The following is a 13,176-nucleotide window of genomic DNA, read 5'->3' as shown; positions in this document are numbered from 1 at the left end:
GTTCTGGAACAGGTTCTGGGCGGTCATCCGTTGAGCTGTCATTCAGGCCAGCACATCGACAGAGGGGCGGTAGCCGAGGGGTTCGTCCCGGAAGGGCGGTCGGACCGCCGTGCCGGACTCCCGGGCGTCGCCCGGTTGGTCGGGTGCCCGCACGGATCCGGGATCCGGACTGGTCCTGGCCTCCTGCCGGCCGGGAGCGCCGAAGGTACCGGAGCCCGCAGCGCGGGAATCGTCGGGCTGGGAGTTCCCGGACAGGTCGAGCCGCGTGTCCGTGCCGCCCTGGGCGAGGTCGCGCCGCAGCTCCGGCAGGATCGCGCGCAGGGCATCCCGCCCGAGATCGGTCGGGGCGAACAGTTCCACCCGAATCGCACTGCCGCCGATGTGCGCCCGCACGATCACGGGACCCAGATTGTCGGGGTTCACGGTGATGGTCATCGCGTGCTCGCCGTTCGCGGCCCCGATCAGGCTCGCGAGGCCGCGGCCGACCTGGCCGGCGAACGGCAGGTCGGCGAGCTGCGCCGCTCCCGGTGTCGCGGCCGAGGCGCCGGCAGCGGATGCCGCGGCGACAGTCGAACTCGCAGCGACCGTGTGCGGGGCGGCCGGGAATGCGGTGCCCACGCTTGTCGGATCGGTGGGAGTCACGGGAGTCGCGGCAGAGGCGGAAGCAGTGCCTGCGGCCGTTGCCGTTGCCGATCGGAATGCGGCGCCAGAGTCGGCGACCGCTCCCCCGCGCGAGCCGCCTGCGCCGGCACTGTCTGAACCGGTATTGGCTGAACCACTGCTGTCAGAGCCGTTGCCGTTCGAGGCGTTGCTGACCGAATCGAGGCTGACCGACGCGGCGGCGCGCGAGTCGATGGGCGCCGTGGTCGGGAGGCTCGAGTTCGCGGCGCCGGGAGCGCCAGCGGTCCGGGTGGCTGCGGCGGATGCGCGGCCGGCCAGGTCTGTGAGGCCGGCGGCGGACCCTGCGGCCGCCGCTCCGGTCGGACCCGCCTGACCGTTCGTTGCGTCCGTCCCGTCGGTGGTTGCGCCGGGAGTCGGGGCCTGGACAGCAGGGGCGGTGACGCCGGCACCGCCGGTGGTCGTTCCGATCACGGCGGCGGCCGCCTGGTTCCCGAGGGCACCGACCGGTGACGAGGAATCGACCGGAGACCCGGCGGTCGTCGCGGTTGCTGTTGTCGAATTCGACGGTGAACCAGCCGCCTGTGCTGCGCCGACCGGAGCCTGCGCTTCCGCGGTGACGGCGCCGGGCAGTGCCCGGCCGAGCGTCGCGGAACCGGCTGCCGCGGAATCAGCGGACGTCGAACCGGAAGAGACCGAGCGTGAGGAAACCGGGCCGACAGCCGAGCTGCCGCCGGGCGCCGCGCCCGAAGTCGAGGCTGCTGTCGAGCCAGCTGTCGTGCCAGAGGTAGCGGCCGAGAGGGACGCCGAATCCGCCGTGAGCAGGTCACGCATGACGGTCGCCTGCGTGTCACTCGCACCCTGCTGGGCCGCTGCCGATCCGGGACCATCGGCCGCTCCGACTGCAGACTGACCCGAAGAGACCCCGGTGCTCATCGATCCCCGGCCGGACGACGGCACGGGTTCCGCCTGGGCATCCCGCTCGGTGCGGGCGCCGCGTGCCGCCCGGGCCGAGCGCACGTCCCTGGCGATCTGCACGGACCGGACCGCGCGCGCGTCCTGGGCGTCCCGTGCCGTGTCTCCGGATTTCTGTGTGGACTGCCCTGCGGAGTCCCGGGTGTCCTGCAGCGCAGACGTCCGGGCGGCGGATGTCCGGTCGACTGATGTCCGGGCGGCGGCCTGCGCCGAGGACCGTGCTGCGGAAGCGTCCATGCGCTCGCGAGCGGCGGCATCCGCGGCCGAGCGCGACAGGGCCGCCTGGGCCGCCCGTGCGGTCACGGCCTGCGCGTCGACGGAGGCACTCGCGGCCTCGCGACGCTGGGTCGTCCCGGCGTCCCTGGCCGTGTCGAGCGCGGAGGCGAAGCTGCCCGCACTCGTGTTCGCTCCGGAACCCGTGCCGTTCCCGGTCCGGGTCTCCGTCGCCGAGCGTGCGAGCAGGGCCTGGGCGTTGGCCCGGGCGAGGGAGGCGTGCGCGGACACCGCGCTTCCGAAGGAGGCGGCCATCAGGAGGCGCTCTTCATCATCGAGGCGAGGGCGGCGCTGAGCAGGTCGGCGGTGCCGGACGTCGCGGCGGCCTTCGCCGCGGTGAGAGCGGTCGCCGAGGCCGTCGAAGCCGTGCTGGACGTCGCGGGGGCGTCCGGGATCACGCGGCGGATGGTGTCGATGTCGGAGTCCTTCATGTAGGCCTCGACCTCGCAGACCGTGCGGCCTTCGTAGGGCGCGTGGATGACCTTGTGGTTTCCGGCGTAGATCAGGATGTGCTCTCCGCCGCCGGTCACGATCAGGTCGCCCGGCTTCGCGTCTGCGAGGGACGCGACCTCGGTGCCGATCTTCATCTGCCCGGAAACGAGGCGGGGAACGGATATGCCCATGTCGGCATAGACCTTCTGCACGAGCCCGGAGCAGTCCATGCCGCTCGAGCTCTTGCCGCCGAAGACGTAGGGAACGCCGAGGTACTTCTGCGCCGCGGTGACGATGTCGGTTCCGGTCACGCTGCCGGTCGCGACGCCCGCGCCGCTCGCCGCGGTCGTGGCCGAGCTGGCCGCCGCCGCGAGGGCGTCGGCGAAGGTCGCAGCGGTTCCGGTGCTGTCGGCCGTCGTGGTCGTCGTGGCTGTGGCAGCGGCCGCGGCCGTCGACGCCGACGCGGCGCTCAGTGCGTCGAATCGCGCGAGGGTGGCCTGGATCGTGCTGATCCGGCTCAGGGCGTCGACCATCGTCATCGGGTGCCTCCGGCCTTGCGGCGGTGCCACCCGGTCGACGCGATCTCGTCGAGCACGGTCTGCTCCGCCCGCAGGTCCTCCGCGGCGACGAACAGGCCGTGGCGGCCCTCGAGCTTTTCGAGCCCGACGGACTCGGCACGCTTCGCGGTGAAGGCGGCGTGCGCGGTCTCAGCGGTCTGCCGGTATTCCCGGCCGAGCGTATCGAGGTCGGCGAGCATGCTCTGCGCCGAGGTGCGCCCGGCCACGATCGCGGCGAGGGATGCGGTGCCGGTCGCCTCACTGGGCAGCACGGTCAGGGCTGCGGATGCCTCGGCGCGCCTGGCCTCGTTCGAGTTCAGCAGGGCGTTGGCCGCGGCCAGTTCCCCGGCGGCGGCGTCCTGCTGCAGGTGGCGCAGCCGGAGGAGTCCGGCGAGGGCGAAGTCGCGTTTCATCAGATGCCTCCGAACAGCCGGGTGAGCCGGGTGAGCTGGTCCCACGCGAGCGGGGCGGACGTCTGGTCGTCCATCCGCTGCTGCAGGAATTCGTTGATCGCGGCCTCGTTCTCCACGGCCGCGTCGACGAGCGGGTTCGTGCCCGGCTTGTACGCGCCGACGTCGAGGAGGTCCTGGGCGTTCCGCCGCGCGGCGAGCACCTTGCGGAGGTTTCCCGCGAGCCGGTTCTGTTCCGCGGTGTTAACCCGGGAGGCCACCCGGGAGATCGAGGCGAGGGCGTCGACGCTCGGGAAATGGCCGAGGACGGCGAGTTTGCGGTCGAGGACGACGTGTCCGTCGAGGATCGAGCGCGCGGCATCCGCGATGGGCTCGTTGTGGTCGTCGCCGTCGACGAGCACGGTGTAGATGCCCGTGATCGAGCCGGACTGGTCGGTGCCCGCGCGCTCGAGGAGGCGCGCCATCAGGGAGAACGTCGATGGCGGGTAGCCGCGGGTTGCCGGAGGTTCGCCGACGGAGAGACCGATCTCACGCTGGGCCATCGCGACGCGGGTGAGCGAGTCCATCATCAGCATGACGTCAGCGCCCTGGTCGCGGAAGGACTCGGCGATGCGGGTCGCGACGAAGGCGGCGCGCAGGCGCATCATGGCGGGTTCGTCCGAGGTCGACACCACGACGATCGACCGGGCGAGGCCCTCTGCACCGAGGTCGTCCTCGAGGAATTCGCGGACTTCGCGGCCTCGCTCCCCGACGAGGGCGATCACGGAGACCTTCGCGTCGGTGCCGCGCGCGATCATCGACAGGAGTGAGGACTTGCCGACCCCGGAGCCGGCGAAGAGGCCCATGCGCTGGCCGCGGCCGACGCTCGTGAGGGTGTCGAGCACGCGCACGCCGAGCTGCAGCGGCGTCGTGATCCGCGACCGCTGCATCGCGGAGGGGCTGTCGTGGTCGATCGAGACGTATTCCTCGACGACGAGGGGGCCCTTGCCGTCGATGGGGCGGCCCATCCCGTCGATGACACGGCCGAAGAGGCCGTTCCCGGTGGGCACGAGGTGCGGGGTCGCGTCGGACCGGACCGGTGCGCCGACCCGGATCCCGGTCATCCGGCCGAGCGGCATGCAGCGGATGCCGTCCTGCGTCGTCGCGACGACCTCCGCGTCGATCTCGGCGTCGTTCCCGATCGCGACAAGGTCGCCGATCGCCGAGTTGAGCCCGCGGACCTCGAGGCCCAGGCCGACGATGGACGAGACCACGCCGACCCGCTCGGGGCGGGCGACGCGGAGGGCGCGCGCGAGGGCAACGGGGCGCGGTTCCCAGGTGAGGGTCATCGGGTTCCCCCGAGGAGCGCGGCGCGGGCCCGCTCGAACGCGGTGGAGATCCGGGCGTCGAGGAAACCGTCCGCGAACTCGGAAACGGCGTCGCCGCGGGCGAGCGACGGGTCGGCCTGGAACGTCACGCCGGTCGCGGCGAGGACGGCCGGGTCGATCACGTCGAGGTCTGCGGGGTGCATGCGCACCACGTTCGGCCGGGTCGGCGACGCGGGGTCGAGTGCACGGCGCAGGGCCAGCCGTGCCGCACTCGGCCCGTCACTGATTTGGTAGCCGATCACGGCCTCCGCGAGGTCGAGCGCCGTGGCGAGCAGGGTGCCTTCGGCCTCGTGCAGGACGGGCTGGGTGCGCTCGTCGAGCGCGTGGCTCGCGGCGGTCAGGAGCCCGACCGTGCGGTCGAGCTGCGCCTGGACCTGCGACACCCGGGCGGCGTGGTCGGCCTCGAGGCGTGCGACCTGCGCCGCAATGTCGCTCGCGGCGGCCCGCATGCCCGCCGTGTATCCAGCAGCATGCCCCTGGACCCGGGCGGCCTCGACCGTGCTGTCGCCGGACACGGCACGCAGGGTCGGGAAGGAGATCGCGGAGAACGGCGGGTCGCCGGCGGTCTCGGCGGTCGCGCGGGCGACCGGAGTGGCCGCCTTTCCGGCTGCGGGCGCGGTTCCTGCGGTGGCTACGGACGCATCCACGAGCACGGGCTCTGCGTGACGGAACGGGATGGCGGGGCTAGACAACATAAGCGTCCTCGTCCGCACGGGTCACGGTGATGCTGCCCTGGGCCTCGAGGTCGCGGATGGCGCGCACGATCGTCGCACGTCCCTCCTCGACCTGGGAGACGCGGACGGGCCCGAGCGCGCGGATCTCGTCGTCGAGGATCTCCCGGTTGCGTTCGGAGAGGTTCTTGCGGATGATCTCAATGACGCCGTCGGTGGAGCCCTTCATCGCGATCGCGAGGATACCGGCGTCGATGCCACGGAGAACCTGCTGCACGTCGCGGTCCTCGAGGCGGACGATGTCGGCGAAGGTGAGCATCCGGGCGCGCACCTGTTCGGCCAGGACCGGGTCGCGGGCGTCGAGGGCTTCGAGGAGGGAGCGCTCGGTCGCGACATCCGCCCGGTTGATGATCTCGACGAGCGGCTGGATGCCGCCGACGACCTCGACGGAGTCCCGGGTGGCGGTGACGGCGCCGACGCGGGCCTTGAGCGAGTCGGTCACGACGCGGATGGCTTCGGGGGTCGCCGTTCCCATTCCGGCGATGCACTGGGCGACCTCGGCGGGCAGGGTGCCCTCGAGGCCGGCGATCACGGCGGAGGCGTGTTCGGGACGGAGGTGGGCGAGGACGAGGGCGATGGTCTGCGGCAGTTCACCGTCGAGGAGCGTGAGGATCTGGAGCGGTTCAGCGGTGTCGAGGAATTCGAAGGCTTTGCCGGCCATCGAGGAGGCCACCCGGCTCATGACGCCGGCGGCGCGTTCTGCGCCGAAGGATGCTTCGAGCAGGCCGACCGCGTAGGCGTGGCCTCCGCGAGGGGAGCGTGTGCCGCGCATGGTGAGGTCGTGGAATTCGAGGACCGTGGTCTCGGCGACCTCGGTGTCGACCCGGCGCAGCTGCACCATCTCGGCGGCGATGTCGGCGGCCTCGGCCTCGGTGAACTGCTTCATCACCTCGGACGCACGGTCGTGCTCCATGTTCATCAGCACGATGGCGACCTTCTGGGTTCCGGTCAGGGGGACCTGGGGGTCGATCATGCGGGCTGCCGGTCTTCCATGAGACCGCGGAGGTACTCTGCGGTCTTCTTCGGGTCGCGCTGGGCGAGGGCGTCGATCTCAACACGCATCCGCTCGGAAGCGGCCGGCGGGGTGAAGGCGGGAACACCGAAGGCGACGGTGGGGCTCGGGTCGATCATGATCGGCGCGATCGGGGTATTGAGGCCGAACGGAACCGCGGCGGGGGCGAGGGCCGGACGTACCTGGAGCATCTCGTCGACCTCGATCGATTCGCGGCTCTGGCGGCGGGAGCGGCGGGCGTAGAGCAGCATGCCGAGGATCAGAGTGATCAGGATTCCGGCGGTGATGATGCCGATGCGCACGATCTCCCCCATCCGGTCCGCCGAGGTCTGGGCGTCCTGCTGGGCGAGAGCCGCTGATGCGTCTGCGGCGGCCTGGCCGTTGAAGCTCACGACCTCGACGGTGACGGCGTCGCCGCGGGTCGAGTCGATGCCGGCGGCCGAGGAGACCAGGCTGGTCACGTCGGCGACGTTGACGCTGCCGATCGTGTCCTTGTTCACCGCGACCGAGATCGTCTGGCGGTTGACGGCACCGGCCGGGATCGTGCGGGTCTCGGTGACCTTGTTGACCGCGTTGTTCTTCGTGGTGTCCGCCGAGGTGAAGGAGCCGTCGGTGCTCGTTCCCGTCGGTGTCGTCGTCGTGGTCGTGGTGCCGAGCACCCCGGCCGCTCCCGAGGCGCCGGTGCCGGTGTACGTCTCGGTCTTGACGGCCTCGTTGAGTGCGGGAGCGTTCGTCGGTGAGGTGAAGGATTCCTCGACGCGGGAAGCCGACTGCGCGCTCATGTCTGCGGCGACGACGACGGTCGCATTACCGGCGCCGAGCACCTTGTCGAGCATGGCCTGGACCGAGCCGCGCACGCGCTGTTCGTAGTCCGTGGACTGCTCGGCGCCCGTCCCGGTGACGCCGGTGCCGACGGCGGAGAGCACGATGCCCTTGGAGTCGATCACGGCGACATCTGTCGGCTTCATGCCGTCGATCGAGGCGCTCGTGAGGTGCACGATGGCCTGGACCTGGTCGCTCGAGAGGGTCACGCCGGTCTGGGTGGCGACGAAGACGGATGCCGTCGGGTCCTGCTTCTCGGACACGAACACGGTGTCCTTGGGGATCGCGAGCCGAACAGAGGCGGTCTTGACGCCCTGCATGGCCTGGATCGTGTTGGCGAGCTCGCCCTCGAGGGCCCGCTTGTAGGTCACCGACTGCTGGAACTCGCTCGCGGTGACGCCCATCTTGTCGAGCAGCGAGTATCCCCCGGTGTCCGAGGTCGGCAGCCCGGCCGCGGCGGCCTTGAGTCGTTCGGCGTAGACATCCGCCTGCGGAACGAGGATCGTCGCGCCGCCGTCGCTGAGCTGATAGTCGACCTTGTCGGTCGCGAGCTGGTCGACGATCGCGCTCGCGTCGGCGCCGGCGAGCCCGGAGAACAGGGGCGTGTACGCGGGCTTCGTGGCCCACATCGTGAGCGCGGCGATGCCGAGTGCGAGCACCGCGACACCGATGATGGCGACCGTGCGCTGCGCGATGGTGAACTCACGGATGTTCTGTCCGAGTCGCTGGAAGAAGGAACTGATCTGGCGGGGCATCAGGCCTGCATCCTCATGATCTCGTTGAAGGCGTCGACGCCCTTGTTACGCACGGCGGCGACGAGCTCGAGGCTCACCTGTGCGCGGGTCGCGGCGATGGTGGCGCTCGCGATGTCGTTGAGGTTTCCGGTCACGGCGGCGACGGCCTGGGTGTTCGCGGTCGATTGCAGCTGCTGCAGGTTGTCGACGGCGCCGGCCATGGCAGTTCCGAAGCCCGAGCCGTCTGTGGCCGTGGTGGCCTGGCTGGATTGCGTCGCCTGCACACTCTGGGTGGCCTGGCTGGCCTGGAGCGCGAGCGCCCCGATGGATGCGATGGTCATCAGGCACGGCCGATCTGAAGTGCTGCTTCGTAGGTTGTCTTGGCGCGGTCGACAACGGCCGCGTTCGCCTGGTAACCGCGCTGGGCCATGATCAGGTCGCCCATCTGCTCGCCGAGGTCGATGTCGGGGTGGCGCACGTAGCCGGCGGCGTCGGCGAGCGGGTTGGTCGGGTCGGAGACGAGGATGCCGGCTGCCGAGCCCTGTGCGGTGCCCGCGACCTCGACGCCGTTCACACCCGCGCCGGCCTGAGCCACGATGTAGCGGGCCTGGAAGGCGTTGCCGCTCGTGGGCGTGACGGTGTTGACGTTCGCGATGTTGTCGGCGATCGCGTCGAGCCACTTGCGGTGCAGGGTGAGGCCGGAGCCGGCGATTCCGATCGCGTCGAGGCTCATCAGGCGGTCTTCATCGCGGCGCGCACGGCGCTGAACGGCATGTTGATTGCCTGGGCAGCGAACTGGTACCGGAGCACGGTCGAGGTGTTCGCGAGCGTCTCGGTGTCGAGGTTGACGTTGTTGCCGTTGACGTTGGTCGGTTCGAGGGAATCGGTGGTCGTGGCGGCCGTGCTTCCGCTGCCGTCGGCGACCGACTTGGCGAGGGCGGACTCGAACGCGACCTGCTTGGCGTGGTAGTTGGGGGTGTTGACGTTGGCGATATTGCTCGCGATGGTGCTCTGCCGCAGCGACAGTGCGGCCAGTGCGCTCGTGAGAGCGGTGGAGGTCACGGATTCAAGCACGGTTACCCGATTCGTCGTCAGATGTACTGAACGGCCGATCCGTGGCCTGGTGCGAGCAATCCGTGCTCGTCTCTAGCTATCGGCCTGGTTCCGGCCCACGTAAGGACTTTCTCTCCCGATTCGTCTGCTTGGCTCGAAAGGGGGGTGCAGCGGCCGTTTCGACCCTCTGACCGGCCGCTCCCGTCAGTCATCGTCACGGAGGATCTCGCTCGTGCTCCTGAGGCGGATGGGTCTCTGCTCGGGGTCGAGACCGGGTGGCGGAGTGAGCCAGTACCGGCCGGTGTCGTCCCGGGTAACGCGCCAGTGTTCGTTGTGAAGTCGCAGGTGGTCGCCGCGGCAGAGCAGGATGCCGTCGGCGACGTTGGTCTGGCCGGTGTCATCTTTCCAGTGCTCGATGTGGTGGGTTTCGGTCCAGGAGGGTGGTCGGTCGCAGCCGGGCCACAGGCAGCCGCCGTCACGCAGGGCGAGGGCCGCTCTTTGGGCCGGGCTGAAAGTGCGTTGTTCCCGGCCGAGGTCGACGCCGCTGCCGTGGTCGTCGAACGTGACATCGAGGAGCCCACTGTCGCACCGGTTCCGTTCGAGGGTTTCGGTGGAGACGGTGACCGCAGTGCCCTCGATCACGCCCGGCTCTAGAGTGGGCGCCTCAGTCGCGGATTCCGCCTCGGCATCGGTTGAGGCTTCTGTTGCTACGGTGCCGGTCGGCGCAATGCCCGTGGGTGTGTTGTTTCTGGGGCGGATGGTGACCATGCGGACGGCGGGGTTGCGGCCGCCGGCGATGCGTTTTGGATCGGCTTTCACGCCGAGTTTGGTCAGGGCGAGGAACGCATCCGCGGTGAGCTGCTCGGTGGTGCGCGGGTCGTCTTGGACCCGCTTCGCCCAGGCCGCCTGCTCCTTGTCCACGAACCGCACGCCGCCACGCCTCGGGCTGGTGATGGCGTCATAGGTACTCATCAGGTATTCGCCGTCTTCCGGGGCGAACAGTCCGACCATGCGCACCTGCCCCGTGTGGAGCCGCCAGAACCGCAGCGACCGGTCGTCGTAGACGGCCTTCTCCCGGGCGGCGATGCCAGCCTCATCGAGAACGTCCCGCACCCGCCGGGCCCGCTTGAACAGCTGGTCTGCGTTCACGGTTCGCGCTTCCGCGAGGAGCCGTGCGAGGGCGGCCGCGAGTTTCTCCGCCGTGATCGCCCTGTCCAGGTCGCCGAGGCCTTTGCGGAGCGAGTCTGCCTTCTCGACACTGAGCCAACCCTCGCTCAGGGCCTGGCCGATCGGTGCATGCCACGGCGGCACCGCGACCGGCGGCAGGTCCGGGGCCGTCCCGTTCAGCGGCGGCGGCCCGTCGGTCCCCTCCTGCCCATCGTGATCGTCGAGGGGCGGGGTGCCATCGATCAGTTTCTGAGCCTCGGCGGCTTCCCGTGCGGCCTTCTCAGCGGCGTCGGCCTCGGCGAGCAGCCGACCGACCGCGAAGAGTTTGCTCACGTCACCTTTGCTCGACCCGGACAAGTTCTGCAGCAGGTCTTCCGGGGAGCGGAACCCCTTCCGGGCCGCGAGGCCCTTCCCGCCGAGTTCCGGGCGGGACCTTCGAGCCAGGGTCGCCGCGAACCACACCGCCTGGGTGTCGAGTGCCCGCCGGGCTCCCGCGATCAATGCGTGCCCTTCGAGCACCGCCTCATCGCTGAGCGCGTCGACAGCGGCAGACGAACCGCCCAGCCCGGTGACGACATCCGCCATCGACCGCAACCCGCCGAGCACGCCGCCCTGCACCCAGTCACCCCGCCCCCGGTCGCCGTGCGGCTGATCGGGTGAAGCGGGCGACTCGGGAAGGTTGGTCATGCCCCCACGTTACGACCGACCACCGACATTCCTTGAGCATGGCTCATGTCCGTGGAAACTAACGCTGATCAGGCACCTGTTGAGGAGAAGCCTTACTGAAAGAGTCCGATCAGCCGGTGACGTCGAGATAGACGGACGCGTTGGCGCGCTGGGCGGTGAGGATGCTCCTCACGGCGGACAGGTGTGCTCCGGCGGAGCGCCGGGCATCCTCGATCTCGCGGATCAGCTCGAGCTGTCCGGCGATGAGCAGCCGGGCACGCTCCTCGAGCTGCACGGGAAGCTGACCCAGGTGCTCCGGCGCGCGCCACTGCACGCCGGTCGAGAACCGCTCCCCCTCGATCGCGAGCACCGCGTTGCGCGTGCCGCTGCCGAGGCTGCGCTCGAGCTCGTCGAGCACGCGCAGCCACTCCTCATACGATCCCGACGGCCTAGGCATAACCGAGCTCTCCTCCGACCCGGGCAGCCATCGGCTGCGCGGGAAGCTGCTCGGCGGCTTCGTGCCAGGTCTGACGCAGCGGCTCGAGCAGTCCGATGCACTCCACCGTGCGGTTGACGTCCCGGTGCACGTTGGCACTCATGAGTGCGTTCTGCACGTACACGTAGATCGCGAACAGGCCTTCGGCGCCGTCCCAGGCCTCGACATTGAGGGAGGACGACAGCTCAGAGACGATCGCCTGGGCGTGCAGCAGGTTCTCCGAGGCGACCTGCCAGTCCTGGTTGAGCTGCGCGGCCTGTGCGCGGTTGAGATCCAGGAGAAGACGGTCATACAGCATCGTCAGGAGCCGCGCCGGCGTGGCGGACAGGATCGATTCGCGGTTGAACTGTGCGCGGCGGGCCTGCGCGTTGCTCCCCATCATGCTCATAATTGCCATCATCATCCAGCGCTCGTAGTAGTAGTGGTCGGGATCGCAGCGACCTGGGCCGTGAGCCAGCTCGACTGCGCTTTGAGAGCGGCGAGGGAGACCTCGAGCGCCGTGTAGGTGGCCTGCAGGGTGGAGCGTCGCGTGGCGAGACTGATGTCCCATGCGTCGATCCGGGTGCTCATGTTCTTCACAGAGGACTGCTGTCCGGTGATCTCGCTCGTGAGCGCACCGGTGTACTTGTCCGAAACGGCCGTTGCCGCTGCGGCGACCCGGGTCGCGATCTCCTGCACGGCGGCCTTGACCGTCGTCGGGTCGGCTGCGAGGGCTGTCGCGAATTTTGCCGCGTCGAACTCCATCGTGCCTGTCTTGGTGATGCTGATGCCGTATTCCGACGGCGAGTGCCCGTTGATCGGGGCGGATGCCGCGGTGAGCAGCTTCTGGCTCACGTCACGAACCCCGCCGTCCCCGGTGAAGACACCGGGCGACATCACGGCGGCGCCAGAGGCGTTGGTGCTGTTCGTCACGACGGTCTGGGTGGAGATGAGGGCGAAGATGCCGTTGAGCGAGCTCACAAGGCCCGAGGCGAGGGAGCTGATCGCGGCATCGTCGCGAGCGACCTTGATCGTCGCGGCCGAGGTTGAGACCGCGGAGACCGTGATCGCGACTCCGGGCAGCAGGTCAGCGAAGGTGTTCGTCGACGAGGTGATCTTCTGCTCGGCCGTGGTGCCGGCCCAGAGAGTGAGACTCGCATCCTGCGCGGCGGTCGTGATGGCGGCGCCCGTCTGGGTGAGCACGTTCGTCGCGGTGTTGGCCGTGACCTCAGCCTTGGTGCCCTGGTAGATCGAGAATGCGCCAGCCAGTCCCGAGTCGCTGGCGGTGAACTGGAGGCGGTACTGCGCGGCCCCGCTCGCGTCCACGCCCGACGCGACCTTAGTCGCGGTGACGCCGGCACCAGCCGCATTGACCGCGGTGACGACATCGTCAAGGGACGTGGATGCCGGGGTGATTTCGGTGCTGACGCCGTTCACGACGACGGTGAGTGCCGCGGGGCTGGCCGGCCAAACGGTCAGGGCGGCGGAGACGCCGACCTGGGTCTTGGCGAGGGCGCCGACGACAACGTCGATCTGGCCCGCACTGGCCCCGGTCGAAATGGCCGTGGTCACGCTCGTGGAACTGCTCGTAGCGGCGTAGAGGTCGGTGGCCGCCGGCTTCGAAGCCGTGGTCGCGAGGGTCGCGAGGGCTGCGACCTGGCCGTTGAGGCCCTGGAGTGCGGTGATGAGCTTTTGAGAGGTGGCGACGGATGCCTTGAGGAGCGTCTGGGGACGAGCCTCGACGGTCATCAGGGAGTTGATCAGGGTCGTGGTGTCCAGGCCGCTGATGAGCCCGTCGATCGCGTTCGTCATGCCTCCACCTCCTTAGGTGTGAAACTCTGTGCTGCTGGTCGTGCTGCGGGTGGAACGTGGAATGGCCGGCGG

General features: G+C 69.8%; 14 protein-coding genes. All 14 read right to left on the bottom strand.

All coding sequences use genetic code 11. The features are described from left to right. Window positions 1-42: 42 nt before the first annotated feature. Entirely contained in the window at window positions 43-2,121 is a 2,079-nt protein-coding gene (locus E3O50_RS03295; RefSeq protein WP_134560267.1) for a flagellar hook-length control protein FliK, read from the bottom strand. Then, on the bottom strand, window positions 2,121-2,837 hold the full coding sequence (locus E3O50_RS03290; RefSeq protein WP_134560265.1) for a C40 family peptidase: 717 nt from the start codon (window positions 2,835-2,837) through the stop codon (window positions 2,121-2,123). The genes E3O50_RS03295 and E3O50_RS03290 overlap by 1 nt, the downstream gene beginning before the upstream one ends. Next, window positions 2,834-3,268, bottom strand: a complete 435-nt coding sequence (locus tag E3O50_RS03285; RefSeq protein ID WP_134560263.1) for a hypothetical protein — start codon at window positions 3,266-3,268, stop codon at window positions 2,834-2,836. The genes E3O50_RS03290 and E3O50_RS03285 overlap by 4 nt, the downstream gene beginning before the upstream one ends. Further along, complete coding sequence (locus E3O50_RS03280) at window positions 3,268-4,593, bottom strand: FliI/YscN family ATPase (RefSeq protein ID WP_134448955.1); 1,326 nt, start codon at window positions 4,591-4,593, stop codon at window positions 3,268-3,270. The genes E3O50_RS03285 and E3O50_RS03280 overlap by 1 nt, the downstream gene beginning before the upstream one ends. Further along, window positions 4,590-5,327: a FliH/SctL family protein gene (locus E3O50_RS03275; RefSeq protein WP_134448954.1), complete on the bottom strand. Its 738-nt coding sequence runs from the start codon at window positions 5,325-5,327 to the stop codon at window positions 4,590-4,592. Before E3O50_RS03275 ends, E3O50_RS03280 begins: the two co-directional genes overlap by 4 nt. Continuing rightward, window positions 5,317-6,336, bottom strand: a complete 1,020-nt coding sequence (fliG, locus tag E3O50_RS03270) for a flagellar motor switch protein FliG (RefSeq protein WP_134448953.1) — start codon at window positions 6,334-6,336, stop codon at window positions 5,317-5,319. The genes E3O50_RS03275 and fliG overlap by 11 nt, the downstream gene beginning before the upstream one ends. Further along, a complete protein-coding gene (fliF, locus tag E3O50_RS03265; protein WP_134560261.1) occupies window positions 6,333-7,952 on the bottom strand; it encodes a flagellar basal-body MS-ring/collar protein FliF in 1,620 nt (539 codons plus the stop codon). The genes fliG and fliF overlap by 4 nt, the downstream gene beginning before the upstream one ends. Then, window positions 7,952-8,272, bottom strand: a complete 321-nt coding sequence (gene fliE / locus E3O50_RS03260; protein ID WP_134448951.1) for a flagellar hook-basal body complex protein FliE — start codon at window positions 8,270-8,272, stop codon at window positions 7,952-7,954. The genes fliF and fliE overlap by 1 nt, the downstream gene beginning before the upstream one ends. Next, the gene (locus E3O50_RS03255) at window positions 8,272-8,664 is read right to left on the bottom strand and encodes a flagellar basal body rod C-terminal domain-containing protein (RefSeq protein WP_134448950.1); all 393 of its coding nucleotides are present in this window, start codon (window positions 8,662-8,664) and stop codon (window positions 8,272-8,274) included. The genes fliE and E3O50_RS03255 overlap by 1 nt, the downstream gene beginning before the upstream one ends. Beyond that, window positions 8,664-9,005: a flagellar basal body protein gene (locus E3O50_RS03250; RefSeq protein ID WP_134448949.1), complete on the bottom strand. Its 342-nt coding sequence runs from the start codon at window positions 9,003-9,005 to the stop codon at window positions 8,664-8,666. Before E3O50_RS03250 ends, E3O50_RS03255 begins: the two co-directional genes overlap by 1 nt. 183 nt (window positions 9,006-9,188) lie before the next feature. After that, window positions 9,189-10,838 carry an HNH endonuclease signature motif containing protein gene (locus E3O50_RS03245; protein ID WP_134560259.1) on the bottom strand — a complete coding sequence of 550 codons (1,650 nt, stop codon included), beginning with the start codon at window positions 10,836-10,838 and terminating at the stop codon, window positions 9,189-9,191. Window positions 10,839-10,947: 109 nt separating this feature from the next. After that, the gene (locus E3O50_RS03240) at window positions 10,948-11,274 is read right to left on the bottom strand and encodes a hypothetical protein (protein ID WP_134560257.1); all 327 of its coding nucleotides are present in this window, start codon (window positions 11,272-11,274) and stop codon (window positions 10,948-10,950) included. Continuing rightward, a complete protein-coding gene (gene fliS / locus E3O50_RS03235) occupies window positions 11,267-11,716 on the bottom strand; it encodes a flagellar export chaperone FliS (protein WP_322135983.1) in 450 nt (149 codons plus the stop codon). Before fliS ends, E3O50_RS03240 begins: the two co-directional genes overlap by 8 nt. Beyond that, window positions 11,713-13,104, bottom strand: a complete 1,392-nt coding sequence (fliD, locus tag E3O50_RS03230; RefSeq protein ID WP_134560255.1) for a flagellar filament capping protein FliD — start codon at window positions 13,102-13,104, stop codon at window positions 11,713-11,715. Before fliD ends, fliS begins: the two co-directional genes overlap by 4 nt. Window positions 13,105-13,176: the final 72 nt, after the last annotated feature.

The sequence above is a fragment of the Cryobacterium sp. MDB1-18-1 genome (assembly GCF_004402735.1).
Lineage (GTDB): Bacteria > Actinomycetota > Actinomycetes > Actinomycetales > Microbacteriaceae > Cryobacterium > Cryobacterium glucosi.
Note: the sequence above shows the minus strand (reverse complement) of the source record. Positions and strands in the feature narration are given on the sequence as shown.

Excerpts from the sequence above, each read along its gene's own strand:
- E3O50_RS03275 (WP_134448954.1), bottom strand. The coding sequence starts at position 5,327 with ATGTTGTCTAGCCCCGCCATCCCGTTCCGTCACGCAGAGCCCGTGCTC.
- fliS (WP_322135983.1), bottom strand. The coding sequence starts at position 11,716 with ATGATGATGGCAATTATGAGCATGATGGGGAGCAACGCGCAGGCCCGC.
- E3O50_RS03245 (WP_134560259.1), bottom strand. The coding sequence starts at position 10,838 with ATGACCAACCTTCCCGAGTCGCCCGCTTCACCCGATCAGCCGCACGGC.
- E3O50_RS03290 (WP_134560265.1), bottom strand. The coding sequence starts at position 2,837 with ATGACGATGGTCGACGCCCTGAGCCGGATCAGCACGATCCAGGCCACC.
- fliD (WP_134560255.1), bottom strand. The coding sequence starts at position 13,104 with ATGACGAACGCGATCGACGGGCTCATCAGCGGCCTGGACACCACGACC.
- fliG (WP_134448953.1), bottom strand. The coding sequence starts at position 6,336 with ATGATCGACCCCCAGGTCCCCCTGACCGGAACCCAGAAGGTCGCCATC.
- fliE (WP_134448951.1), bottom strand. The coding sequence starts at position 8,272 with ATGACCATCGCATCCATCGGGGCGCTCGCGCTCCAGGCCAGCCAGGCC.
- E3O50_RS03240 (WP_134560257.1), bottom strand. The coding sequence starts at position 11,274 with ATGCCTAGGCCGTCGGGATCGTATGAGGAGTGGCTGCGCGTGCTCGAC.
- fliF (WP_134560261.1), bottom strand. The coding sequence starts at position 7,952 with ATGCCCCGCCAGATCAGTTCCTTCTTCCAGCGACTCGGACAGAACATC.
- E3O50_RS03285 (WP_134560263.1), bottom strand. The coding sequence starts at position 3,268 with ATGAAACGCGACTTCGCCCTCGCCGGACTCCTCCGGCTGCGCCACCTG.
- E3O50_RS03255 (WP_134448950.1), bottom strand. The coding sequence starts at position 8,664 with ATGAGCCTCGACGCGATCGGAATCGCCGGCTCCGGCCTCACCCTGCAC.
- E3O50_RS03280 (WP_134448955.1), bottom strand. The coding sequence starts at position 4,593 with ATGACCCTCACCTGGGAACCGCGCCCCGTTGCCCTCGCGCGCGCCCTC.
- E3O50_RS03295 (WP_134560267.1), bottom strand. The coding sequence starts at position 2,121 with ATGGCCGCCTCCTTCGGAAGCGCGGTGTCCGCGCACGCCTCCCTCGCC.